This window comes from Streptomyces sp. NPDC057271, assembly GCF_042668715.1.
Lineage (GTDB): Bacteria > Actinomycetota > Actinomycetes > Streptomycetales > Streptomycetaceae > Streptomyces.
Window position 1 is genome coordinate 1 of the sequence record NZ_JBHUYJ010000069.1, and the last position, 25,474, is coordinate 25,474.

Genomic DNA, 25,474 nt, shown 5'->3' on the forward strand with positions numbered 1-25,474 from the left:
CTTTCGCCCTGGGGGCGAAAGACCGCTCACTGCCCCGCTCCGCAGGGGTTTCGTTTCCTCCCCCACCTGAAGGTGGGGGTATCCACGAAAGGACTCAGATGAAGAGGGGGCTCCTCGTCAGGATTTGTGGGGGGGTTGAGCCTCCGGAAGGAAACTCTCCGGCGGCTGCCTCGAAACCCTTGCTCATTGACGAGTGCAAATCAAGACCTTCATGCATCTGTGATTTACTCAACAAGTCTTCGTAATAATCAATGGGGCGTCTCGTCTCAACTCGGCGCACACGTAAGGCCCCTGGGGCATTCCCAGGGGCCTTGAGCAGGACGCGTCAGGGTAGTTCGGCCTCGATCAGCTCCACCGCTCGCGACGTTCCGCCCTCGTTCGCCATTCGCTCCTGGATCTCCCGCGCGCGGAGGGCCACTTGGGGATCGCCCACGAGGGCGAGGACGGCCTCGCGCAGGCGTTCGGGGGTCACCTCCTCCATCGGCAGACGCCGCGCCACGCCCAGGGACTGGAGCATGTCGGCGTTGGCGAACTGGTCGGTGGCGAGCGGAACGGCGACCATCGGGGTGGCGGTGGCCAGCCCCTCCTGGCTGCCACCCGCCCCGGCGTGGGTGATGAAGGCGTCCGCCTGCCTCAGGATCGCCAACTGGGGCACCCAGGAGTGCACTTCGACGTTGGCGGGGAGCTCGCCCAGCTCGGCCGGGTCGACGAACGCGCCGATCTGGAGCACGACGTGCCAGCCGCGCAGGTCGCCGAACGCGGCGACGCACGCCCGGTAGAAGTCCGGCTGCTTGGTGAAGGCCGAGCCCAGCGAGACCAGGAGGACCTTCTCCGCGCCCGCCGGCCGCCGCCACTCCCCCTGGTCGGCCCGGTCGCCCTGGCAGGCCCCGACGAAGGTGAAGACGGACTCGTCGACCCGGTCGGCGTGCGGCTGGAGGGCGCGCGGGATGAGCACGATCGCCCGGCGGGGGCGGGCGATGAGCCGGTCGGGGTGGGTGTCGACACCGTGCTCGGCCAGCCAGTTCTCGAAGCGGTCGTAGTACGCCTTGCCCCGCTCGGAGGCCTTGAGCTCGGCGAACATGGGCTCGGCCACCTCCTCCTCGTACCCCGTCCACGGAACGAGATTCGGCCAGAGTCCCACGACGGGCACACCCCACCCGTGTGCGAGGACGGGTGCCGGGTAGGCGGTGATGTCGTGGAGGACGAGGTCCGGCCGGTCGTCGCCGAAGGCGGCGGCGAGCTGGGGCAGCGCCTGGATCGCGTCACGGAGGAAGGGCTCGACGTTGTCGATGAGTTCGGTGCCCCATGCCTCCGGGTCCTCGTCGGTGGGGAGCGTGGAGGTGTAGACGACGGGGGTGGCCCCGGTGGCGGCGACCTTGTCGGCGAAGGAGGCGGGGATGGCGTAACTGACGCGGTGCCCGCGGGCGACGAGCTCGCGGATCACTTCGAGGCTCGGGTTCACATGGCCGTGGGCGGCGATGGAGAACATGGCGATGTGGGCGGGGCGCGGGGTCGTGGTCATGCCCCCACCCTAAGCGAGACGAGACGTCTCGTCCACCTCATTGGGCGCGCGAGGGCACCCGGGGGCCCGGGTGGCTCGAAGAGGACCCCTGGGACCCGAGAGTGGCTCAATCGCGCTGGTAGCGGGCGAGGACGAGGTTGCCGTCCCTCTCCAGGCGCCCGCGCAGCTCCGCCGCGTCGATCGCCCCGCTGTAGTACTCCTGGCAGGCCGGGGTGGCGACCTTGTCCTTCCACTCCGGATAGCCGCGGACCGACTGCGCGGGCACGGAGCGCAGATGCTCCGCCACGGCGGCGCCGGTCGCCCAGCCGTCCTTCGGGGTGTGGAGCGAGGGGTCCGCGAGGGCCGCGGTCCCGGTGGGCAGCATCCAGTCGCCCCGGGCGAGGCGGACCATGTTCGCCGGCTGGAGGAAGAAGTCGAGGAACCGCGCCGCCTCCTTCTTGTGCGGGCTGTCCTCGGCGAGGGAGAGCGTCTGCGGGCTGACGCCCTGCGCGAGTCCGTTCGCGCCGGCGGGCGCCGTTCCGCCGGACCGCTTCACCGCGGTCGCCACACTCACGGATCGACCCCTTATGCTCCTTTTGCCACGCTGCACCTGCCTCCGTCGTGGTCCTGACAGGCCGTCGGTCCGTCAAGACAGCCTGCCGGGATGCGAGACTTTGGCCGGTTCGCACACGCATCGGGGACGGCTGGGAGAGAGACGGATGGACGAGGCGCGGGCACGGGAGATCCTGGCCGCCGCGGGGCTGTCGACGGGCGGGGCGGATGGCGGGGCGGACGGCGGCGCGGGCCGGTCGGACGCGCGGCTCCTCGCGCTCGGTGAGAACGCGGTCTTCGCCCTGGGCGGGCTCGTGGTGAAGATCGGCCGGGACGCCGACCTGCTCCCCCGCGCCGAGCGGGAACTCGCGCTCGCGGACTGGCTGGCCGAGACGAACATCCCGGCCGTACGGGCGGCGGAGCCGAAGCCCCGCCTGGTCGACGGCCACCCGGTCACCCTCTGGCACCGCCTCCCCGAGGCCGTGCGCCCCGCCGAACCGCGGGACCTGGCCCCCCTGCTGCGGCGGATCCACGCCCTGCCGGAGCCGGAGGGCCTCACGCTCCCGCGCCGCGACCTGCTGGGCGGGGTCGAGCGGTGGCTGCGGCTCGCGGGCGACGCCGTCGACCCGGCCGACGCGGCGTTCCTGCGCGAGCGGCGGGACGCCTTCGCCCCCGCGGCCGCCGCGCTCACCCCGCACCTCACGCCCGGCCCGATCCACGGCGACGCCCTCCCCCGCAATGTGCATGTCGGCCCGGACGGACCGGTCCTGGTCGACCTGGAGACCTTCTCATCCGATCTGCGCGAGCACGATCTGGTGGTGCTCGCGCTCTCCCGCGACCGGTACGGACTCGACCCCGCCGCGCACGACGCCTTCACCGAGGCGTACGGCTGGGACGTACGGGAGTGGGAGGGGTGCGCGGTGCTCCGCGGGGCTCGGGAGACCGCGAGCTGCGCCTGGGTCGCCCAGCACGCACCGACGAACCCCAAGGCGCTGGCCGAATTCGAGCGGCGGGTGGCCTCGCTGCGAGAGGGTGATCCCGAGGTGCGGTGGTACCCCTTCTGACCTCAGGGGCACCATCGTTCGTATGCCCACTCACGATCGGGGTGTTGTGATGCGTGTGGAACTGTCCGAGGTGACGCTCGACGTCGAGGTGAGCGGCCAGGGCCCGGCCGTTCTGCTGGTGCACGGCTTCCCCGACAGCCACCGTCTCTGGCGCCACCAGGTGCCGGCCCTGACCGCGGCCGGGTACACGTGCGTCGCTCCCACCCTGCGGGGCTTCGGCGCCTCCGGGCGGCCGGAGGGCGGGGCGGAGGCGTACCACCCGGCCAAGCACGTCGGTGATCTGCTGGAGCTGCTCGCCCGGCTGGAGATCGACCGGGTCCATCTCGTCGGGCACGACTGGGGCTCGGGTGTGGTCCAGGGGCTCGCGCAGGCGGCGCCCGAGCGGGTCGCGAGTCTGAGCATCCTGTCGGTCGGGCACTTCGCCGCGATCCGTGACGCGGGCTTCGAGCAGAAGCAGCGGTCCTGGTACATGATCCTTTTCCAGTTCCCGGGCCTCTCCGAGGACTGGCTCGCGCGGGACGACTTCGCCAATCTCCGGGAGATGCTGACCGAGCACCCGGACGCGGAGGCGATCATCGAGCCGCTGCGGGCGCCGGGCGCGCTGACCGCCGCCCTGAACATCTACCGGGCGGGCCTGCCCGCCGAGGTCCAGTTCGGCCCCGCCTTCCCCCTCCCACCGCTGCCGGGCCCCGTCCTGGGCATCTGGTCCACCGGCGACCGCTTCATGACCGAGCAGTCGATGTACGGCACCGGCAAGCACGTGGACGGCACCTGGCGCTACGAGCGCGTCGAGAGTGCGGGCCACTGGCTCCAGCTGGACCAGCCGGACCGGCTCAACACCCTGCTCCTGGACTTCCTGGCGGAGAACCCGATCGGCTGACGGTCCGGCCGCTCCGGGGGGGGTCCGTCAGCCGGCCACCGGCGCGAGTTCGCGCAGTGGCCAGCACGGGTCGACGACCGCCTCCGGGGTGCCCTTGCGGCGCAGGAACTCCTGGAAGTCCTCCGCCCAGGCGCGGTACCAGCCGATCTGACGCTCGTGCAGCTCCGCCGGGGTCAGCGCGGCCACCCGCGCGTGCCGCTCGGCTATCGCGACGGCCACCCGCACGGCGGCGAGCGCGTCGGCGGCCGCCTGGTGGGCCGCGTCGAGGACGACCCCGTACTCGGCGCAGACGGCCTCCAGGGTCCTCTTCCCTCTTCGGTACCGGTCGACGGCCCGGTCGATCGTGTAGGGGTCGACGACAGGGCCTATCGGGGCGCCGCCCAGCCGCTCGCTCAGCGAGGGGAGGCCGTGGCGGCGCAGCTCGGCGGAGAGGAGTGTGAGGTCGAACGAGGCGTTGTACGCCACGACCGGGACGCCCTGGGTCCAGTAGCCGGTGAGCGTCTCGGCGATCTCGTCGGCCACCTCGACGACCGGCCTGCCCTCGGCGGCCGCCCGCTCGCTGCTGATGCCGTGGATCGCGGACGCCTGCGCCGGGATACGGATCCCGGGGTCGGCGAGCCAGTCCCGCTGCCGCACCACCCGCCCGCCGTGGACGCCGACGACCGATGCCGTGACGATCCGCGCCTCCAGCGGTTCGGTGCCGGTCGTCTCCAGGTCGAATCCGACCAGCTCTTCCCCGTGCCAAGCCATCGGGTCCTCCTTACGTGATCTCCCCCGTGGTGCTGAACACCCTCGCACGGGCCACTGACAACGCGCCTCGGGCAGCGGTCCCCGGCCCTCAGGAGACCGGGCGGGAGTCGAGCCAGACCGACTCGAACTCCTCGCGATATGTAGCAAAAAGTCCGTATTCGCCGTCACGCGCCATCTGCCCGGAGCGCACCACGTTCCGGCCGCCCCCGCGCAGCACGAGCACCGGCGCCTCCATCCCCCGCGCCTTCCTCAGGTACGACTGGACGACGGCGAGCCCGTCCGGCCCGTCCCCGTCCACCAGGTACGCCGTGAAGCGCGGCGTCTCGTCGAAGACATGGATCTGGAAGGCGTCCGGGTCGCGCAGCCGGGCACGCACCCGCCGCATATGGAGGATGTTCATCTCCACCGAGCGGCTCAACTCGCCCTTCTTCAGACCCAGTTCCCGCTCCCGGCGCTTGACGGCGCTGCTCGCCGGATTCAGGAACAGCAGGCGTATGCGGCAGCCGGACTCGGCGAGCCGCACCAGCCGCCGCCCGGAGAAGTTCTGTACGAGGAGGTTCAGACCTATGCCCGTGGCGTCGAGGCGGCGCGCCCCGCCGAAGAGGTCCTCGGCCGGCAGCTGGCGCTGCAGCCGCACCCGGTCGGGGTGGACGGAGACCACGTCCGCGTACCGGTCGCCCACCAGGTCCTCGACCGCGTCGACCGGCAGCCGGTCCGCGGACGGCACGCCCGCGCCGCTGCCGAGGATCTCCAGGAGCCGCGCGGAGGCGCGTTCGGACTGCGCGAGGACGGTGGTCGACAGGGCGCGGTTGCGGGAGACGACGTTGCGCGTCACCTCCAGCTCGTCCAAGGCGAGTTCGACCTCGCGCCGGTCGTCGAAGTACGGCTCGAAGCACGGCCAGTGCTGCACCATCAGCTCCCGCAGCTGCGGGAGCGTCAGGAAGCTGAGGACGTTGTCGTCGGCCGGGTCGAGGAGGTAGCCCTTGCGCCGTGAGACCTCGCGGACGGCGACGGCCCGCTGCACCCATTCCTGCCCCGCCGGCCCGGCCGCGGCCACGACCCAGTCCTCGCCGTGAACCGGCTCGTACACCGGCCGCAGCACGGCGGCCACCACGGCACGGAGCCGCTGCTCGACGAGATTCAGCCAGATATAGGCCCGCCCGGCCCGCTGCGCACGGGTACGCACCTCACCCCAGGCCTCGGCGCCCCAGTCGAGCTCCGCCCCGATCTCCATCGGCCTGGCGACGGAGACCGCTCCGGGCGGTACGTCCACGGGGTCGGGCGAACCCCCCTCGTGACCCGCGTCACCTGGGGGCAGCTCCAGACCTCCCGAGCTCACCCGCGCACCGCCTTCTGCTGTTGGACGCCCGATCCCACCGTCTGTCGACGATCAAGGAAGGGTACTCCGCGAGCGGGAGGCGGTGCAGCAGGATCGGCAGGCTGCTTGCTCAACTCCCGCCGATCCGAGTGGCGTTCCGCATGACGTGATGGGGCCGGAGTGAGCGGATTCATACCGGTGAGGCCCCTGCGCGCGAGCGCGGGGCGCCGCCGGCGGACCATCGGCGGCCCCGGCCCCGTCCGGGGCGATGGGACGGAACCCCGGGTTGACCGGGAGTCGGGCGGGGGGGCGGCGAGCGGTCCGTAAACCTTCGACACGCCACACATCCGAGCTGCGTTCGAACACATTACCGATGGGCATACCCCCGGCAGGGCCGGGGCGAAGTCCTAGGAGCTTGCCCCACTTTCGGGCAGGATCTGGCCGGAGTGCACCCCCACACCCGGATCAGAATGGAAGAGTCTTATCTATGCAGGTCTGGCCGGGACAGGCGTATCCCCTGGGCGCCACCTACGACGGCGCCGGAACCAATTTCGCGGTCTTCTCGGAGGCCGCCCACAGGATCGAGCTGTGTCTGATCCATGACGACGGCTCGGAGACGGCGGTGGAGCTGCGCGAGACGGACGCCTTCGTCCGGCACGCCTACCTGCCGGGAGTGATGCCGGGTCAGCGCTACGGGTTCCGGGTCCACGGTCCGTACGCGCCGGAGCGCGGGCAGCGCTGCAACTCGGCGAAGTTGCTCCTGGACCCCTATGCCCGTGCGGTCTCGGGTTCGATCGGGTGGGGCGAGGCGGTGTACGGCTACCACTTCGGGCGGCCGGACTCCCGCAACGACCTCGACTCGGCGCCGCACATGATGACCTCGGTCGTGGTGAACCCGTACTTCGACTGGGGCGACGACCGGCGCCCGCGCACGGACTACCACCGGACCGTGATCTACGAGGCCCATGTGAAGGGCCTGACCATGCTCCACCCGGAGCTGCCGGAGGAGCTGCGCGGCACGTACGCGGGGCTCGCACACCCGGCAGTGATCGGGCATCTGAAGGAACTGGGGGTCACGGCGCTCGAATTGATGCCGGTGCACCAGTTCGTCCACGACCACCGGCTGGTCGACGCGGGGCTCTCCAACTACTGGGGCTACAACACGATCGGCTTCTTCGCCCCGCACAACGCCTACGCCTCCTGGGGCGACCGGGGCCAGCAGGTCCTGGAGTTCAAGTCGGCGGTACGGGCCCTGCACCAGGCGGGGATCGAGGTCATCCTCGACGTGGTCTACAACCACACGGCCGAGGGCAACCACCTTGGCCCCACGCTCTCCTTCCGGGGCTTGGACAACCCCTCGTACTACCGCCTCGCGAACGACCAGCGGTACTACACGGACACCACCGGCACCGGAAACTCGCTGCTCATGCGCTCGCCGCACGTGCTGCAGCTGATCATGGACAGCCTGCGGTACTGGGTGACGGAGATGCACGTCGACGGCTTCCGCTTCGATCTGGCGGCGACGCTGGCCCGCCAGTTCCACGAGGTGGACCGGCTCTCGTCCTTCTTCGACCTGGTGCAGCAGGACCCGGTGGTCAGCCAGGTGAAGCTGATCGCCGAGCCGTGGGACGTCGGCGAGGGCGGCTACCAGGTGGGCAACTTCCCGCCGCTGTGGACCGAGTGGAACGGAAAGTACCGGGACTGCGTACGCGACCTGTGGCGGGGCGAGCCGCGCACGCTCGCCGAGTTCGCGTCCCGGCTCACCGGATCGTCCGACCTGTACCAGGACGACGGCCGCAGGCCGCTGGCCTCGGTCAACTTCGTCACCTGCCACGACGGGTTCACGCTGCGCGACCTCGTCAGTTACGACGGCAAGCACAACGAGGCCAACGGGGAGGGCAACCGGGATGGCGAGAGCTACAACCGCTCCTGGAACTGCGGGGCCGAGGGCGACACGGACGACATCGGGATCCGGGAGCTGCGGGCCCGGCAGATGCGGAACTTCCTCGCGACGCTGATGCTCTCGCAGGGCGTGCCGATGCTCAGCCACGGCGACGAGTTCGGCCGGACGCAGGGCGGCAACAACAACGCCTACTGCCAGGACAACGAGGTGTCGTGGGTGCGCTGGCCCGAGCCGGGCGCCTCGGAGGAGGGCACCCTGCTGGAGTTCACCCGGGCGATGGTCCGGCTCCGGCGCGACCACCCGGTCTTCCGGCGACGCCGCTTCTTCCACGGGCGCCCGGTGGAGGGTACGCACGACGAGCTGACCGACATCGCCTGGTTCACGCCCGAGGGTGAGGAGATGACGGCCCGGGACTGGCAGGCGGCGCACGCACAGGCACTGTCGGTCTTCCTGAACGGCAACGCGATCTCGGAGCCTGGCCTGCAGGGGGAACGGATCGCGGACGACTCGTTCCTGCTGATGTTCAACGCATCGGCGCAGGAGCTGGAGTTCGAGGTCCCGATCAACCACGGCGAGAGCTGGCGGGTGGTCGTCGACACCTCCCACCCTGAGGGCATCCCGCCCCAGGAGGGCCCCAAGGTCGCGGCCGGCGAACGGGTCACGCTGGCGCCGTTGAGCCTGACGGTACTGAAGCGTCCGGCGTAGCCGGGCGGTGGAAGGCCGGGACGGCGGATCAGTGCCGGGCGGGGGCCGTACGGCTCCGCCCGGCCGCGTCCGTCAGGCCTTCGCCCCGGCTTCCGCCCCGGCCGGACGGGGGTCGGCCGCCGGAAGTAGGGTGCGCACCGACCAGGACAGAACCGCGCACAGGACCGCCGCCGCGACCATCAGCGTGAAGGCGGCGCCGGGGCCGTGACGTTCCGCCAGGCTCCCCGCGAGCGCCAGCGCCAGTGCCTGGCCGCCGACGATACCGCTGGTCAGGAAAGCCATGGACTCGGCGAGCCGGACCGCCGGGACCGTCCGTTCGGTGAGGCCGAAGACGGTGATCAGGTGGGGCGCGTAGGCCGCGCCGAGGACGATGACGACCGCGTACAGCGCCACGAGCGAGTCGACGAACAGCAGGGGCAGGGAGAGCACGACCAGCGCGGCGGTGGCGGCCCGCCAGCGGGTCGGCAGGCCGATCCGCGCGGGCACGGCGGCCATCGACAGACCGACGGCGGCGCTCATCACGCCCACGGCCGCGTAGACGAGACCCGTCTGCTCGGGCGCCCCGAGACTCTCGGTGAGCGCGGTGATGCCGGCCTGCGACGCCCCGAACATGGCGCCCTGGAGCACCATCGTGATCCGAAGGGCGTGGGCGGACCCCGGCAGCCGCGCCCGTTCGGCGGCGCCCGTTCGGGTGGTGACGGCCGTGGTCCGGCCCTCGGCCACGCGGGCCGACGGGTGCAGCGCGAACGCCGTGCCGCAGGTCGCGAGGAGGACCGAGGCCGTCAGGAGCGCCGCCGCCGGGTGGGTGAGGGCGGCGGCGAGGCCGACGAGGGCAGGGCCCAGGACGAAGGACACCTCGTCGAGGGTCCCTTCGAACGAGAGGACCGTGCCGACCAGCGTGTCGTCGGCGCCGGAGCGCCGGGCCAGGGCGACCGAGCGGGTCCGGGCGAGCGGTCCGACCTGGGGGACCGTCGCGCCGGCGAGCGCTGCGAGGGCGATCAGCCGGCCGGTCGCCGTGTGGGCGAGCGCCGCGAGGACCAGCGCGGTGACGGCGACCGCGTTGGCGAGGGACGCGAGCAGGACCACCCCGCGCTGCCCACGCCGGTCGGCGAGCCTGCCGATGACCGGCCCCGCGACCGTCTGTCCCGCAGCGAGCGCGCCGCCCGCGAGCCCCGCCGTGGTCAGGGATCCGCTCGTCTCCACGACCAGGATCAGGCTGCCGAGCTGACACATGGCGGTGGGCAGCCGCCCCAGGAACGAGACGACCGGCAGCACCGGCCCGAGCACGGACAGGGTGTCGCGATACCTACGGAGCATCGCGTGAACGTAACGCGATGCACCCGAACGGACGCATGAGGCGATGACACAGAAGCCTCCGTGCCGGGTACGTACGTTCGCATGACGTCCTCGCTCCCGTCCCCGCCCACCGCCCGGACCGTGCCCACCGCCACCTACCGGCTCCAGCTCCAGCCGGAGTTCCCCTTCTCGGCCGCCGAGCGGGCCGTCCCGCATCTCGCCGGACTCGGGGTGTCCCATCTCCATCTCTCCCCCGTCCTGGAGGCCGTGCCCGGCTCGACGCACGGCTACGACGTGACCGACCACCGTGCGATCCGCGCCGAGCTGGGCGGCGAGGAGGGGCTGCGGGCCCTGGCCGCCACCGCCCGGGCGCACGGACTCGGCCTGGTCGTGGACCTGGTGCCCAACCACATGGCCGCGTCACCCACGCACAACCACGCGCTGCGCGAGGTGCTCCGCGAGGGTCCCCGGTCGCCGTACGCCCGCTGGTTCGACATCGACTGGGAGGCGGGGGGCGGCCGGCTCCTGCTGCCCGTGCTGCCGGCCCGGCTCCCGGAGGTACGGGAGCGGATGCGGGTCGCCGACGGCGTACTGCACCTGGACGGCCAGGACTTCCCGCTCCGCGCGGGTACGGAGGAGCTGCCCCTGCCCGAGCTGCTCGACGCCCAGTGGTACCGGCTCGGCTGGTGGCGGCTGGCCCGTACGGAGCTCAACTACCGTCGCTTCTTCACCATTTCGGAGCTGATCGGGCTACGCGTCGAGGACCCCGAGGTCTTCGACGCGACCCACGGCACGATCGTGAGGCTGGTCGAGGACGGGGTGATCGAGGGGCTGAGGATCGACCATCCGGACGGGCTCGCCGATCCCGAGGGATATCTGCGGCGACTGCGGGAGGCGACGGGCGGACGTTGCTGGACGGTCGTGGAGAAGATCCTCACCGGCCCGGAGCCGCTGCCGTCCGCCTGGCCGGTCGCCGGCACGACCGGCTACGACGCGCTGCGGCATGTGGACGGCGTCTTCGTGGACGGCGTCGGAGCCGCCGAACTCTCCGACGTGTACCGGACGTTCGCGGGACGCGCGGCGGACCGGGGCGGCGCCTGGGAGGCGACGGCACGACGGGCCGCGTACGAGGTGGTGACGCACGAACTGGCGGCGGAGACATCCGCGCTGACCCGGATCGCGGAGCGGATCTGCGCCGCCGATCCCGACCTGCGCGACCACGCCGCCTGGGCTCTGACGACCGCGATCCGTGAACTCCTCGTCCGCGTCCCGGTCTACCGCTTCTACCGGGCGGGCGACGAGACGGTGCTGACCCCCGAGGCCGCCCGGGGCGCGACCGCCGCCTTCGCCGCGCCGGAGGAGGCCACGGCCGTCGACACCGTGCGCGACCTGGCGCTCGGGCGACTCGGCGACGGCCCCGAACACCGGGCGTTCCGGGACCGGTTCGCACAGACCTCCTCGGCGCTGCGCGCCAAGTCCGTCGAGGACACCGCCTTCTACCGCTACACCCCGCTCCTGTCGGCGAACGAGGTGGGCGGCGACCCCGGACGTCCGGCGATCGCGCCCGAGGAGTTCCACGCGTACTGCCTGCGGCTCTCCCGGGACTGGCCCGCGACCGGGACCGTGCTGTCCACGCACGACACCAAGCGCAGCGCGGACATCCGGGCCGGGATCGCGGTCCTCACCCAGTGCCCGTCCGTATGGCTGGAGTTGCTGGAGGAGGTGGCCGGAGTTCCGGCGCCGGATCCGCACCTGGCGTGGACGGCGTGGCAGACCGCGTTCGGCTTCGGCACACCGGACCCCGTGCGGCTCGGCCCCGCGGTGCTGAAGTCGGTACGGGAGGCGGGACTGCACACCAGCTGGACCGAGCCGGACCCGGCGTACGAGCGGGCGGTGACCGAGTTCGTGGCGGCCGGCCCCGGCCGGATTCCGCTCCGGGCGGCCTCGGAGGCGGCCTTCGCGCTGGAGCCGCACATCCGCGCCCACCAGCTGGGCGCGACGCTGGTCCAGCTGACGATGCCGGGGGTGCCGGAGCTCTACCAGGGGACCGAGCGGGAGTACCGTGCGCTGGTCGACCCGGACAACCGGGTTCCCTTCGCGGCCGGCGAGGACGACGAGAAGACGGCGGTGGTCCGCGCGGCGCTCGCGCTGCGGCGGCTGCACCCCGAGGCCTTCGCCGCGCCCGACTCGTACACCCCGCTGACGGTGACCGGGGCCGCGGCACCGCACTGTCTGGCCTTCGCCCGCGGCGAGGGCGCCTCGGCGGAGTCGGTCACCGCGGTCACCCGGCTGCCGCTGCGGCTGGCGGAGACAGGCGGCTGGCAGGACACGGAGCTGATCCTGCCGCCCGGCACCTGGTTCGATCTCCTCGACGGAGTACGACGGTTCACCGGCGGGGCGGTGAAGCCGGCCGAGCTCTTCGACGCGCGTCCGGTGGCGCTCCTCGGCCGCCGCCCCGCCCGGGAGAAGTGAGCGGAGCGGATACGGGGGGTCAGCCGCCGGGACGTACGAGCAGGCTCCGCGGGGCGCGGGTGATCAGCCCGGTCCGCTCCGGCCGGAAGCCGTGGGCGAGCCGCAGCCGGGGCATGGCGTCGAGGAGCGCGCGCACGGAGTACTCGGCCTCGAGCCCGGCGAGCAGGACCGCTGGGCAGGCTCCGCTGCCGTAGGTGAGCTGGCCCGGGTCGTCGCGCAGCGGGTCGTAGCGGTCGGGTTCCAGGAAGCGCTCCGGGTCCCGGCAGGCCGCTCCGATCAGCAGGGCCACGGGCTCCCCCGCCGGGATCGCGCCGCCGCTGACGCGTACCTCGGCGGCGGTGCGGCGAACGGCGATCTGCACGGGCGGGTCGTGGCGCAGCGACTCGGTCCAGGCGCGGGCGATCTGTTCCGAGGGTGCGTCGCGGAGCGCCCGTGTGCGCTCCGGGTCGGCGAGGACATGGGCGAGGAAGGAGGCGAGGGCCTTCTCCCGTACCGAGATCTGGCTGGTGCACTGACCGGCGAGCGCGGAGGCGGCGCGGCCGCGGACCAGGCGCATCATGTCCCGGTAGGGCACGCCGACGGCGGCGGCGACGGTACCGGCGGGCAGCCAGTGGCAGAAGTCCGCGACCAGGTCCGCGTTCGGCCGGTCGGCGATCCGGCGGGCGAGGACATGGGCGGTGCGCGCGGTGACGCTGCGCAGTTCTGCCTCGTCGACGTCGACGTGCGTCTGGGCGCAGGGCGGGTCGCCGGGCCGGTGGCCGTGGGTGAACCGGGCGTCGGTGAGGGCGGTGGCGACGTCGGCGTACCGGCTGAGGACCCACGCGCGCAGCAGCGGGTCGAACGTGAGCGGGAACTCCTCGCGCAGTACGCGGTGGACGCGGTACGGGTCCCGGGTGGCGCCGGGGTCGAGGGGGCTGGGCGCGACGGTCCGGCTTCGCGACGGCCCGGCGGCGGGGGGCGCGGTCACCCGCGCGCCGGACGCCTTGGACCCCCGCTCCATCGGCGGCAGCTCCGCCCAGCCGTGACGCCGTATTCCCGAGTTCGACTCGTCGCTCATCGCGTCCCCTGTCGGTCCACCGTGAGTGCGTCTCCCCACCCCACCACCGAGCGGGAGCCGTCGCAGCCCGCATACCGCCGTACGGGTGAAGTCGACTCGCGTCGGCCGCGCTCGTACCTCATGCCGGAGCACGACGTGGCGGCTGGGGCGCCTCCGGTGTGTCACGGTCCGGTGAAACGAGCGAGCAGCAGGGCGATGTCGTCGTCCGCCGAGCCCGGCACGAGCAGTGTGAGGAGGCTGTCGCAGAGTCCGGTCAGGGTCGGGTGGGGCTCGGCGAGGAGATGGACGAGTTCGGCGAGGCGTTCGTCGATGTCGCTGCCCCGGGACTCGATGAGGCCGTCCGTGTACAGAACGAGGATGCTGCCCGGCCGCAGGGTGGTCTCGCTGGTGGTGAAGCGCGTGCCGCCCACGCCGAGCGGGACGCCGGGCGGCAGGTCGAGGAGAGCGGCCGCGCCGTCGGGGCCGACGACGGCGGGCGGCGGGTGACCGGCGCGGATGATGCGGCAGCGGCCGGTTGCCAGGTCGATCACGGCATAGAGGAACGTGGCGAGCATCGGCTCCGCGAGGTCGTCGAGCGCCGCTTCCAACTGATGGACCAGTTCCTCGGGTTCGAGGTCGAGCCTGGCGAGCGCCCGGACGCTGGCGGAGAGCCGTCCCATCACCGCGGCGGCCGGGGTGCCGTGGCCCATGACGTCTCCGATGAGCAGGGCCGCCTTCCCTCCCGGCAGCCTGAGCACGTCGTACCAGTCGCCGCCGACCTCGTTGACATCGCTCGCGGGCAGGTACCGGTGGGCGACTTCGATCCCCGGCGGCGGGGTGATGTGCTGGGGAAGCATGCTCCGTTGCAGGGTCAGCGCGGTGTCGTGCTCGCGGTGGTAGAGCCGGGCGTTGTCGATGCTGAGGGCGGCGCGGGTGGCGAGTTCGCCGGCCAGGCTCACGTCGTCGGAGGTGAAGGGGCCGGCCGGACGGGTTCGGTAGAAGGTCGCCACGCCGAGTACCAGGTCCCGTGCGAAGAGCGGGACCATCATGAACGAGTGCACGCCGAGCCGCAGCAGCTGCGCGGGCCGGCTCGTGTGGCGGGCGGCGGGGGCGATGGTCGCCTCGTCGAGGACGGCCAGCAGGAAGGGCAGACGTCTGGCGAGGGTCTGGGTGTAGGGCGCCGCGGCCGGGAACTCGAGGGTGCGGCCGAGCGGGGCGAGGACATCGGTGACCACGGAGCCGGTCAGCGGGGCCTTTCCCAGGCGGCGCAGGGCGACACCGCCGGCCAGGCCCATGCCGGGGTCGTCGCCGCGGGAGAGGGAGTCCAGGACGTCGACGGTGACCGCGTCGGCAAGGCCGGGAACGGAGAGATCGGCGAGCTCCTGGGCGGTGCGCTCCAGGTCCAGGCTGGAGCCGATCCGGATGGACGCCTCGCTCAGGAGCGCGAGGCGGCGTCGCCCCGCCTCGGCTTCGGTGTGGGCGCGCTGCTGGTCGGTGATGTCGAGCAGGGAGGCGATGACTCCGATCGGCCGGCCGGCCGGGTCCTCCACGCGCACGTAGGAGCACGACCACACCCGGTCGCGGTCGCGGTCGGCCGGGGTGCGGCCGATGCGGCGGCGGTCCAGGACCGGCTCCCCGGTCTCCAGGACCTGCCGCATCGCCGCCTCCATGTCGTCGGCGTTCACCTGGGGCAGCAGCTGGGACAGGCTCCGGCCGACATGGGCCGACTCCGACAGGCCGTTCATCCTCTCCAGCGCCCGGTTGACCCGCAGGAACCGCAGCTGTGTGTCCAGGACGGCGATTCCGACCGGAGAGCGTGCGAACAGTCCGTCCCAGACGGCCGACGATCCACGGATCCGCCGTGCGGCGTGCGCCTCCGCGGCGAAGAGCAGGACCGCGGAGGCATCGTCATGCCGGTCGGGGACGGGGCTTGCCCAGATCTCCACCTCCACCGGGTGCCCGTCACGGTGCCAAGCGGTGACCGTGCCCATGACCCCGCGCCCGCCGGCGGCGGCCTCCCACAAGGACCGGCCCAGACTCCTGTCCGCGTTCGGGTGCAACAGCTCGGCGATGTGCCGTCCGATCACCTGCTGCGGCTTGAAGCCGAGCAGTTCTTCGGCGGCCCGGTTCCAGCGCACGATCGTTCCGTCGGCACTGGTGGCCACCTGCGCCACGGGCAGCGCGCCCAGCCAGCCTCCGGCGTTCTGGGCCGCGCCGCTGACGAGCTCCTCGACCGGGTTCGGCTCGCTCATCCCGCGCCTCTCCGTAGAACTCGCTCACCCCGCGCCTCTCCGTGGAGAAGGTCCCGGCCGTACGGTGCCCTGCCGGCCACGAGCGAGAAGGGCCCTGCTGTGGCTTCCCGGCGCCGCCCGCGCGGGGCGGTCGCCGGATGCGCGTCCTCCACGCTGTCCATGGTCACACCGGCAGCACCGGACCGCCCTCGCACGCATGACCGCAATCACCGCACGAGGCCGGTCGATCACTCGCCGAAGTGGCGCGAGCCCGGCCCCGCAGGTCCCCCGGCGGGGCCGGCGTTCGCCGGTGCCGGACGGAGCTGTTCGGTCAGGGTGTGCCGATCAGCTCACCGAGCCGCATGGCGAGCCACGGCCTGCGGCCACCGGCCCGCATCTGGCCGCGCACGACGGCCTTCCAGATCGGCGTACGCCGGAAGGAGACCAGCAGGAACGCGGCCGGTGTCGCCGTGAGCCTGCAGTCGTAGGCGCGCGGCGGTGCGTCACGGGTCACCGTCATCGCCCCGTCGTCGACGACGATCGCCAACCGCGGACCGCCCCTGACCACGAGGTCGAACGCGATGGCGACACCTCGCGCCTTCTCCGTGTCCAGGGCCAGTGTCATCATCGTCGGCATCGACTGCGCGAGCACCAGGCTCGCCTCGTCGTGGCCGATCGGCCAGGGACGTCGGGCGCCACGAGCGATGTCGAGTCCGTGCACAAGGGTCTCGCTGAGCAGCAGACCGGTCACCGTCGCCAGCGTGATCTCCTGCCCGTACCAGGGCACGACGACGGGAGTGTCAGGTGCGAGGCCCTCGGTGACCCGCAGGAACGTCTCGCCTCGTTCGGCGACGAAGTCGTGCAGACGGGCGCGGTCGTCGCCGCCGAAGAAGCCGATGGACGTGGCGTTCACGGCCGTGATCCGTTCGACGAACGGACCGTCGCCCGGCGGCAGGATGCCGTCCCAGTCCAGGGAATCGTCCGGGGAGACCGTGGAGCAGAACCCGAGGTAGACGGCCGCCAGGTGCGCACCGACGTCGCCCACCGTCCACACGGGGACACCGGAGGGGGCGTCCCGGTCGGGGAGGTCGCGGAGCAGCCGGACCAGTCGCGGGATCGCGGCCCCCAGGGCGGCGCGGGCCCGCTCGTGCTCGGCTACGGGATCGAACCTGTCGGCGCCCATGACACTCCCCCGTGGTGCGGACCGGCTCGCAGACTACCGCCGGGTAGCACGGTGGCGACAGTGCCCGGGCACCGGACGCGAGGAAGCGGGCGCGGCGCGGGCCGGGTTCGGCGATCAGGAGGAGCTCCGGGGGCGCGGGCCCCGCTCCCGCCCCTCCGGAGTCGCCTCGACCCGCGTACGCCGTCATCACGTTCGCCTCTCGCGGGGCGCGGTGCGACACGCGCCCCGCGAGCCGTGCGGGGTGAACGGCTCGCGCCGGGACGACGGTTCAGACGAGGACCTTCCCCTCCGCCACCCCGCCGGACCGCAGCCCCGGCGTCGGCGCCGGCGTCCCGGTCGGCCGCCGCGGCCACCAGACGCGGTCGCCGAGGAGGGCCATCGCCGACGGGAGGATCACCGCCCGCAGCACGATCGCGTCGAGGAGGACCGCGACCGTCAGACCCACCGCGATCTGCTTCATCTCGATGCGGTCGACGAAGAGGAAGCTCACGAAGACCGAGACCATGATCACCGCCGCGCCCGTCACCACACTCGCCGACCCGGCGATCCCGTCGACCACGGCCTCCCTGGTCGGCGCACCCCGCCGTACGGCCTCCCGGATCCGGCTCACGACGAAGATCTGGTAGTCCGTGGAGAGTCCCACCAGGATCGCGAACACCATCAGCGGCGTGCGGGAGCCGACGAAGCCCAGCGACTCGAAGCCCAACAGGCCCTCCGCCCACGTCCCCTGGAAGACCAGGGTGAGCACGCCCCAGGCGGCGAGGACCGCGGCCAGGTTGAGGACCGTGCCGAGCGCCGCCGCCACCACCGAGCGGAACGCGGCGTACATGATCGCCAGCGTGGCGAGCGAGACGAAGAGGATCACCCAGGGGAGCCGCCACTCCTGGTGCGCCGCGTAGTCGGCGCCGGCGGCGATCTCGCCGGAGACGGCCCATTGGAGCCCGGGCGTGCCGTCGACGGCGGCGGGCAGGAGGCGGTCGCGGACCAGGGCCAGGGAGCGGGCGGCCTCGGGCGAGTTCGCCGCGTACGGGACGGGCAGCGCGAGCAGCGCCGTACGCCCGTCCTCCGCGATCCGTACGACCGGCGCCCCGTCCTGGGCGAAGAGGGCGTCGCCGCGCGTCGCCGCGCCCAGCTTCCGCAGGGGCGCGGCCGGATCCTCACCCCGTACGAGAACGAGATGCGCGGGCCCCTCTGACGGGAAGGCCCGCACGAGCCGGTCGTACGCGGCGACGGCCGGGATGCTGTCGGGGAACGTCTCCTTGCCCTCGGTACCGAGCCTCATGCCGAGCGCGGGCGCGGCCAGCGCGACGGTCGCGGCGACGCCCGCCACCAGCGCCACGAGCGGGCGGCGCACGACCGGACGCAGCAGCGCCGCCCACACGCGTCCTTCTCCGCCGCGGCGACGGCGGCGGGCGAGCCGGCCGCCGTCCATCCGGTGTCCCAGCGTGGCGAGCAGTGCGGGCAGTACGGTCAGCGAGCCGCCGACCGCCACCAGCGTGACGAGGATCGCCCCCGTGGCGATCGACGAGAAGATCACGTCCCCGACGAGGTAGAGCCCCGCGAGGGAGAGCGCGACGGCGAACCCGGAGTCGACGACGGCGCGACCCGAGGTCGCCGCGGCCAGCTCGACGGCCCGGGCGTGCGAGAGCGTGCCGCCCGAGCGCTGGCGCTCCTCACGGGCCCGCTTGAGGTAGAAGAGCGAGTAGTCGACGCCGACCGCCATGCCCATCATGAAGATGACGCTGAGCGCCGCGCCGCCCGCGTCCGGGAAGACCCAGGAGGCTAGCCCGTACAGACCGACCGCGCCGGCGAAGGAGAAGAGCGCGAGGAGGACGGGGATTCCGGCGGCGAGGATCGCGCCGAAGACGACGAGGAGGATGAGGAAGGTGACCGGGAGGCTGATCATCTCGGTCCGCCGGAGCTCCTGGCCCTGCCGGTCGTCGACCGCGACGGAGACGGAGGCGCTGCCGGTCTGTTCGATCGTCAGGCCGGGGTGGGCCCGCCGGACCTCGGCGGTCTGGGCGAGCAGCGTCTCGACGTCCTTCTTCGCGGTCTCCCGGTCGCCGCGCAGGGTGACCGCCACACGCACCGCCTCGCCGCCGCGCGAGGCTACCGGCGCGTCGACCTTCTCGACGGACGGGAGCGCCTCCATCCGCCGGCGGATCTCACCGGCCGCGACCGAGGGTTCGTCGCCGGCCGTCCGGGCGGTGCGCTCGATCAGCACCTGCTCGACCGGCGGCTGCGTCAGTCCGCTGCCCGAGGCCATGGCCTCGGCCCGCCCCGCCTCACCGATCCAGAAGTCGGCGAACGTGCCCTTGTTCGTGCCCACGGTCGCCCCGGCGCCGATGCAGACGGCGAGGAGGAGCACCCAGCCGGCGAGCGCCCTGCCCGGGTGCGTCGCACACCACCGAGCCGTTCGGACCGTGACCGGTACCGTGCCCTGGGACCCCGCGGGTGTCGGGGACTGCTGACCTGTTCTTCTCATGGTGGCCAGCCTCCCGTCGGAGGCACCGTGCGGTCACTGGTGGACTCCGGTGGACCACAGGGGGGTTAGCCCCACCGGTAGGGGAATCCCCGTGATACAGAAGGGGGTTCGGACGCGGCGGGGGTTCGGAGGCACGGAGAGCCTCAGCGCACGGAGAGCGTCAGCGCACGGAGAGCCGGAAGGACATCTGTCCGAAGCCGACCATGTCTCCGGCCCGGACGGCCACCGCGCCCGTGACCCGGCGTCCGTTCACGACGGTGCCGTTGGTCGAGCCGAGGTCGCGCAGCACCCAGAGCCCGTCCTGGAGGGAGAGTTCGGCGTGCATCCGGGAGACCGTCTCGTGGCTGAGCCGCAACCCGTTCATCGGATCACGGCCGATCCGCAGCGGGTACGGACCCGGCTCGGGCAGCAGCAGCTTCGGCAACCGCTCGGCGTGCCAGGCCCGGCCGAGCTTGGCCGTGAACGCGGACATCTTCTCCACGGCGCCCACCACGCGCCGTGTCCAGCCGGACTCGGTCCTCAGATCGGCTGTGAGGAGGGCGAGTTCGTCCGGGCTCTGGGCGACGAGCGCCCGCTCCATGCGGAACAGGAAGGTGTCGTGCGAGAGCCTGCCCTGGGCGGCACCCTCACGGAGCAGCACCAGCGCGCGGTCCCGCTCGGCGTCGGAGAGCCGGGCGGGGTGCGTGGAGAACTCGAAGGGCGTCGTCACACCGTGATTGTCGGTCCGGCGGACCCGAAGTGTCCAGAACGGGGCGGCACAGTGCCGACGGGGTCCGCGAACACCCTCCCCACCCGTGACCTGGGCCGGGCCCGACCGGAGAAACCACGTGCCGTCTCGACCAAGATCGCTGCTAGCGGGACCAATCGCGGTGCACCGGGCTTCAGCCCGGTGGTGAAGCGATTCCCGGCACCGCTCTGACGCGCAGGTCACGTCGGACGATTCTGCTGCTCGATGTACTGACGGACGATCGACAGCGGGGCCCCGCCGACCGATCCGGCGAAGTACGAGCCGGACCATAGTCGCTGTGCCCGCCAGTAGTGCCGGACCAGTTCCGGGTACTCCTGGCGGAGCCTGCGTGAGCTGACGCCCTTGAGGCTGTTGACCAGCTTCGACAGGGCCAATTTCGGCGGGAAGTTCACCAGGAGGTGGGCGTGGTTGTTCTCGCCGTTGAACTCGATCAGCTCGCATTCGAAGTCGGTGCAGACGGCGCGCATGATCTCCTCCATGCGCTTGAGGTGGGTGTCGGTGAATACCTTGTGCCGGTATTTCGTCACGAAAACCAAGTGCGCGTGAAGCACGAACGTGCAATGCCTGCCTGTACGGATATTCTGCATGTCAGCCATAAACCAACTGCAGTACGGTGATCGGCATGAAGCTCCGGTATCAGTTCCGGCTGCACCCGAGCGCCCCGCAACGGATCATGCTGGCGAAGGCGTTCGGGTGCGCCCGTGTCGTCTTCAACGACGCTCTTCGCGCCTGTCAGGACGCCTACAGGCAGGGAGTCAAGCGCCCGACCGCGGCGGAACTCTCGAAGCGGTTCGTCACCGACGCCAAGAAGACCGACGAACGGTACTGGCTGGACAACGCGTCGGCCGTAGTGCTCCAGCAGTCCCTCCGGGACCTGGAGACCGCGTACTCCAACTTCTTCGCCTCCAAGAACGGCACCCGCAGGGGACCGAAGATGGGGCCGCCGAAGTTCAGGAAGAAGACCAGCCGCCAGTCCGTCCGCTTCACCGCCAACGCCCGCTTCTCGATCACCGAGAACGGTGCGCTGAGCCTTCCGAAGATCGGCGACGTGAAGGTCAAGTGGTCCCGGAAACTTCCCTCCACCCCGTCGTCCGTGACCGTGGTCAAGGACGCGTCCGGAAGGTACTTCGCCAGCTTCGTGGTGGAGACCGAGGGAAAGCCGCTGCCCGAGCTGGACGTGGACGAGACCGAGACCGGGATCGACCTGGGCCTGTCCACCTACGCCGTTCTGCGGGGCCGGAAGATCAATTCCCCGAAGTTCTTCCGGCGTCAGGAGAAGAAGCTGCGACGTGCGCAGCGCAAGCTTTCCCGGGCTCAGAAAGGCTCGGCCGATCGCCGGAAGGCGAAACTCGTCGTCTCGAAGATCCACGCCAAGATCGCAGACCGGCGTCGCAACTTCATCGAGCAGGAAACCACCAAGATCACGCGCGAGAGCCAAGCCGTGTACCTGGAGGACCTGAACGTGAAGGGCATGGGATCGAAGAAGGGCAAGCGCGCCAACTCCCTCCACGACCAGAGCCTGGGCATGTTCGCCCGCACCCTGGAAGCGAAGTGCGCCCGATACGGGCGCATCTTCGCCAAGGTGGACCGGTTCTTCCCGAGCACTCAGCTCTGCTCAGCGCCAGGCTGCGGAAGCATCGAAGGACCCAAGGGACTGGCAGGGCTCAAGATCCGGAAGTGGACGTGCTCCTGCGGAGCCGTCCACGACCGGGACGAGAACGCCGAACGCAACATCCGCCGTGAAGGACGGCGCATCGTGGCCGAGGGACGCCCGGACACGTAAAACGCCTGTGGAGCCCGCATGAGACCCGGCACGCCGGGCAGTGGGCGATGAAGCAGGAACCACTACGCACGTGCTGGAAACAGCGGCGACACGGTGGGAATCTCCCCCGTTTACGGGGGAGAGCGTCAAATCGACGACATCCTCGCAGAGGGCACACGCGTCCTGGCCGGCCAGGACGTGCCGCGCATCCGTGCGGCGACCGACCTGGGCAACGTACCGATGGCGAGGGCCTTCGCCCGGACGGGGTACGCGACCTTCCAGCGGGCGATCGACTTCGTGTGGGACACGCCGGGCGCGGCCAGGTCCTGACTGCCAGGATGGACGCCGTAGCCGCTGCGCCAGGGTCGCGGCTCACGTTGCGTGTGGTACCCATCGACGAGGGGATCGGCCGGTGCTGTTCGAGGTGTGGGCCCCGCGGGCCCGTGACCGGGTGACGCTGGAGCTGAACGGCACCGGACACCCGCTGGAGCGGGACGCCGAGCGGGACGGCTGGTGGACCGGAGTCGTACCGGCCGGGGACGGCGACCGGTACGGCTACTCCCTGGACGGCGGGCCGGTGCTCCCCGACCCCCGGTCCCGACGTCAGCCGGACGGCCCGGACGGCCTCAGCGCGGTCGTCGACCACTCCGCGTACGTCTGGTTCAACGAGGCACCGCGGCTGCGGCTGCGCGCCGCCGTCCTGTACGAGCTGCACGTCGGGACGTTCACCCCGGACGGCACCCTCGACGCGGCGGCGGAGCGGCTGGGGGAGCTGGCCGGGCTCGGGATCACCCATGTGGAGCTGATGCCGCTCTGCCCCTTCCCGGGAAGGCACGGCTGGGGGTACGACGGCGTGGCGCCGTGGGCGGTCCACGAACCGTACGGCGGGCCGACGGCGCTGAAGCGGTTCGTCGACACGGCGCACGGGCTCGGGATGAGCGTGGTCCTGGACGTGGTCCACAACCATCTCGGGCCGTCCGGCAACCATCTGCCGTCCTTCGGCCCGTACTTCACCGACACCCACCACACGCCGTGGGGAGCCGCGGTGAACCTGGACGCGCCGGGCTCGGACGAGGTCCGCCGCTATCTGCTGGACAGCGCGCTCGCCTGGCTCCAGGACTACCGGATCGACGGGCTCCGGCTTGACGCCGTGCACGCCCTGGTGGACGACCGGGCGCTGACGTTCCTGGAGGAGCTGAGCGAGGCGGTGGACGAGCTGGCCCGGGAGCAGGGCCGCCAGCACTTCCTGATCGCCGAGTCGGACCTCGCCGACCCGCGGACGACGACCCCGCGCGTCGCGGGGGGCCTGGGCGTCCACGCCCAGTGGAACGACGACTTCCACCACGCGCTGCACACGGCGCTGACCGGCGAGTCCCAGGGCTACTACGGCGACTTCGCGCGCGCCCCGCTGGCCGCGCTCGCCAAGACGCTGACTCATGTCTTCTTCCACGACGGCACGTACTCGAGTTTCCGCGGCCGTCACCACGGGCGGCCGGTGGACCGGGTCCGTACACCCGCGCACCGCTTCCTGGGCTACGCCCAGACGCACGACCAGATCGGCAACCGGGCGCAGGGCGACCGGCTCTCGGCGACCCTCTCCCCCGGGCTGCTCGCCTGCGCGGCGACGCTGGTCCTGACGGGGCCCTCGGTGCCGATGCTCTTCATGGGCGAGGAGTGGGGCGCGACCACACCCTGGCAGTACTTCACCGACCACACCGACCCGGAGCTGGCGGAGGCCGTACGGCAGGGCAGGCGGCGGGAGTTCGCGGAGCACGGCTGGGCGGCGGAGGACATCCCCGACCCGCAGGATCCGGCCACCCGGGACCGCTCGGTCCTCGACCGCACGGAGCGCGAGCGCGCCCCGCACAACCGGCTCGCGGCCTGGCACCGCGAGCTGATCGCGCTGCGCCGTACGCTGCCGGACCTCACCGACCCGGACCTGGCCGCGGTGCGGGTCGCGTTCGACGAGGAGGGCCGCTGGCTGGCGTTCCGCCGCGGGGTGCTGCGGATCGCGGTCAACCTGGGCAAGGAGGCGGCGGAGATCCCGCTCGGCACGAACGGCCGCGACCGGGTCCTGGCCTCCTGGAGCCCGGTCGACGCCCCTGGCCCGGACGGCCTGCTGCGCCTCCCGGCGGAGTGCGCGGTGGTCCTGACGGACGGGTGAGCCGGGCCGGGTGAGCCGGGACGGGTGCGCCGGGCCGGGTGCGCCGGGCAGGGCCGCGACCTGGGCCGATCGGATCACCGCCTGGAGACCCTCGCTCCGTCCTGCTGGTCGCGTTCGTCATCGTCGTCGCCGGACGGGGTCCGGGCCGGAGGCGACGAGGACGCCGACGAGTCCGGCGCCGGCGGCCGACTCGGCGGCGCGGTCCATCCGGGCACGGTAGTCGCCGGCGGTGAAGGGCTCGGGCGTACGAAGCTAGCGGGCAGAGGACTCCGGCCTACGGGACTCGCGGGCAGAGGACCCCGGCGTACGCGGCTCGCGGGCAGAGGACCCCGGCCTACGGGACTCAGGCGTACGCGACCTGGGGTCATCCCGCCCGTCGGGGGCGGAGGACGGGACCGATCAGCGCGGTTCCTGGCCGCCGTGTCCGGGCCCCTGGGCGATGAGGCGTTCGAGCAGTTCGTGGAAGTCCTCGCCGACGACGATCCGCAGCTCTCCGCCGTCCTCGTCGTGGTCGCTGAGCTGGGTGAGCCTGCCGCCTCGCCACCAGAAGACGTACGGGCTGATGGCACCGGGGGTGTCCTCGTAGCCCGAGGCGGCGAACGAGGCCATCGCGCCGAGCGCGGGGACGATCGTGGTGTCCCGGATCGGGTGGAACGCCAGCTGGTGCCGGAACGGCATGGCGACCAGGGCCCCGTGCTCGCCGAGCGGCCGCCCGGTCACGCGCCGGACCACGGCGTCCAGGTCGAGGACGCGGCTCGCGGTGTAGAAGGAGTCGCCGAGGATCACCTCGAAGCTCATGCCGTCGGCGTCCCGTACCGTCTCGTGGGCCTCGACGGGCAGCCCGCGCAGGTTGGCGAGGGCCCGGTCGCGCAGCTCCCCGACGTCGCCGAGCGGTTCGAGCGCCTCGTCCGTCAGCATCATGACGCTCTCAGGGAGGTCGAGGGCGAGGATCTCGTACAGTCCGGGCGCGACGCTGCGGGCGTACCCGAAGGTCCCCGGGTCGATGCCTTCGCCGCTGACCACCCGGGGGTAGAGCTGGGCACGGATCTGCTCGGGCCGGAGGGTGTCGAGCGCGGAGGGGCCGTCCATGGTACGCAGCACCAGGCCGACATGGCGGCGGATCAGCGTGGGCCAGACGCGTGATCCGCGCCGGTCGTTGTGGCAGACGGCGGCGAGGTTGCCGAGACCGAAGGCGCGGCCGTCGGAGTCGCGCACCGAGTCGGCGTAGACGGTGACCTCGAGCCCGAGTTCGGCGAAGGCCTCGCGGACGCGGCTGCGGAAGAGAGCGGCCTCGCGCTGCGAGAAGTACGTGAACTCGGGGTCCCTCGGCGCCTCGTCACCGTCACGCCTGGGTCCTCGCCGGAACAGCCCCACGTCCGCCCACCTTCCTGCTCGCCGTGGGTCCAGCCTAGGGGGTGTCCCCG

17 protein-coding genes and 2 pseudogenes are annotated in these 25,474 nt (G+C 72.2%); 7 read left to right on the plus strand and 12 right to left on the minus strand.

The window, feature by feature from the left end; translation table 11 throughout:
• Positions 1–325: 325 nt before the first annotated feature.
• A complete protein-coding gene (gene mgt / locus ACFUJR_RS26555; RefSeq protein WP_383169494.1) occupies positions 326–1,522 on the minus strand; it encodes a macrolide-inactivating glycosyltransferase in 1,197 nt (398 codons plus the stop codon).
• Between the two features lie 106 nt (positions 1,523–1,628).
• Positions 1,629–2,036 (minus strand): annotated as a pseudogene (locus ACFUJR_RS26560) (sugar ABC transporter substrate-binding protein); the annotation flags it as partial.
• Positions 2,037–2,220: 184 nt separating this feature from the next.
• On the opposite strand from ACFUJR_RS26560, the gene ACFUJR_RS26565 reads away from it, so the two are divergent.
• Complete coding sequence (locus ACFUJR_RS26565) at positions 2,221–3,117, plus strand: phosphotransferase enzyme family protein (RefSeq protein WP_383169496.1); 897 nt, start codon at positions 2,221–2,223, stop codon at positions 3,115–3,117.
• A 49-nt stretch (positions 3,118–3,166) separates the two neighbouring features.
• Positions 3,167–3,997, plus strand: coding sequence for an alpha/beta fold hydrolase (locus tag ACFUJR_RS26570; RefSeq protein WP_383450783.1), 831 nt, complete (start codon positions 3,167–3,169; stop codon positions 3,995–3,997).
• Positions 3,998–4,024: 27 nt separating this feature from the next.
• Here ACFUJR_RS26570 and ACFUJR_RS26575 read toward each other — a convergent pair whose 3' ends face one another.
• Both ACFUJR_RS26575 and ACFUJR_RS26580 read right to left on the minus strand, forming a co-directional pair.
• Positions 4,025–4,747 carry an exonuclease domain-containing protein gene (locus ACFUJR_RS26575; RefSeq protein ID WP_383169500.1) on the minus strand — a complete coding sequence of 241 codons (723 nt, stop codon included), beginning with the start codon at positions 4,745–4,747 and terminating at the stop codon, positions 4,025–4,027.
• Between the two features lie 88 nt (positions 4,748–4,835).
• The gene (locus ACFUJR_RS26580) at positions 4,836–6,086 is read right to left on the minus strand and encodes an SAV2148 family HEPN domain-containing protein (RefSeq protein WP_383169502.1); all 1,251 of its coding nucleotides are present in this window, start codon (positions 6,084–6,086) and stop codon (positions 4,836–4,838) included.
• Between the two features lie 466 nt (positions 6,087–6,552).
• Between ACFUJR_RS26580 and glgX the strand changes: the two genes are divergently transcribed.
• On the plus strand, positions 6,553–8,673 hold the full coding sequence (gene glgX, locus ACFUJR_RS26585; protein ID WP_383169503.1) for a glycogen debranching protein GlgX: 2,121 nt from the start codon (positions 6,553–6,555) through the stop codon (positions 8,671–8,673).
• 72 nt (positions 8,674–8,745) lie between these two features.
• On the opposite strand, the gene ACFUJR_RS26590 is transcribed toward glgX, so the two are convergent.
• The gene (locus ACFUJR_RS26590) at positions 8,746–9,990 is read right to left on the minus strand and encodes an MFS transporter (RefSeq protein WP_383169505.1); all 1,245 of its coding nucleotides are present in this window, start codon (positions 9,988–9,990) and stop codon (positions 8,746–8,748) included.
• Between the two features lie 81 nt (positions 9,991–10,071).
• Here ACFUJR_RS26590 and treY point away from each other — a divergent pair, with 81 nt between their 5' ends.
• Entirely contained in the window at positions 10,072–12,441 is a 2,370-nt protein-coding gene (treY, locus tag ACFUJR_RS26595; protein WP_383169507.1) for a malto-oligosyltrehalose synthase, read from the plus strand.
• Positions 12,442–12,460: 19 nt separating this feature from the next.
• Here the strand turns inward: treY and ACFUJR_RS26600 are convergent, their stop codons facing one another.
• The 6 genes from ACFUJR_RS26600 to tnpA form a co-directional block, all read right to left on the minus strand.
• The gene (locus ACFUJR_RS26600) at positions 12,461–13,498 is read right to left on the minus strand and encodes a cytochrome P450 (RefSeq protein WP_383169509.1); all 1,038 of its coding nucleotides are present in this window, start codon (positions 13,496–13,498) and stop codon (positions 12,461–12,463) included.
• 161 nt (positions 13,499–13,659) lie between these two features.
• Positions 13,660–15,729, minus strand: coding sequence for a SpoIIE family protein phosphatase (locus ACFUJR_RS26605; RefSeq protein ID WP_383169511.1), 2,070 nt, complete (start codon positions 15,727–15,729; stop codon positions 13,660–13,662).
• A 310-nt stretch (positions 15,730–16,039) separates the two neighbouring features.
• Positions 16,040–16,891, minus strand: a complete 852-nt coding sequence (locus ACFUJR_RS26610; RefSeq protein WP_383169513.1) for a maleylpyruvate isomerase N-terminal domain-containing protein — start codon at positions 16,889–16,891, stop codon at positions 16,040–16,042.
• 268 nt (positions 16,892–17,159) lie between these two features.
• The gene (locus ACFUJR_RS26615) at positions 17,160–19,376 is read right to left on the minus strand and encodes an MMPL family transporter (protein WP_383169515.1); all 2,217 of its coding nucleotides are present in this window, start codon (positions 19,374–19,376) and stop codon (positions 17,160–17,162) included.
• Between the two features lie 160 nt (positions 19,377–19,536).
• On the minus strand, positions 19,537–20,085 hold the full coding sequence (locus ACFUJR_RS26620) for a DUF1707 and FHA domain-containing protein (RefSeq protein ID WP_383169517.1): 549 nt from the start codon (positions 20,083–20,085) through the stop codon (positions 19,537–19,539).
• Positions 20,086–20,303: 218 nt separating this feature from the next.
• Positions 20,304–20,720, minus strand: coding sequence for an IS200/IS605 family transposase (gene tnpA / locus ACFUJR_RS26625; RefSeq protein ID WP_383169519.1), 417 nt, complete (start codon positions 20,718–20,720; stop codon positions 20,304–20,306).
• Positions 20,721–20,746: 26 nt separating this feature from the next.
• On the opposite strand from tnpA, the gene ACFUJR_RS26630 reads away from it, so the two are divergent.
• From ACFUJR_RS26630 to treZ, 3 genes and pseudogenes are all read left to right on the plus strand, one after another.
• Entirely contained in the window at positions 20,747–21,907 is a 1,161-nt protein-coding gene (locus ACFUJR_RS26630; protein WP_383169521.1) for an RNA-guided endonuclease InsQ/TnpB family protein, read from the plus strand.
• A gap of 123 nt (positions 21,908–22,030) precedes the next feature.
• A pseudogene (locus tag ACFUJR_RS26635) lies at positions 22,031–22,216 on the plus strand (GNAT family N-acetyltransferase); the annotation flags it as partial.
• Between the two features lie 82 nt (positions 22,217–22,298).
• Complete coding sequence (treZ, locus tag ACFUJR_RS26640) at positions 22,299–24,050, plus strand: malto-oligosyltrehalose trehalohydrolase (protein ID WP_383169522.1); 1,752 nt, start codon at positions 22,299–22,301, stop codon at positions 24,048–24,050.
• A 399-nt stretch (positions 24,051–24,449) separates the two neighbouring features.
• On the opposite strand, the gene ACFUJR_RS26645 is transcribed toward treZ, so the two are convergent.
• Positions 24,450–25,424 carry a hypothetical protein gene (locus tag ACFUJR_RS26645; RefSeq protein ID WP_383169524.1) on the minus strand — a complete coding sequence of 325 codons (975 nt, stop codon included), beginning with the start codon at positions 25,422–25,424 and terminating at the stop codon, positions 24,450–24,452.
• Between the last annotated feature and the right edge of the window lie 50 nt (positions 25,425–25,474).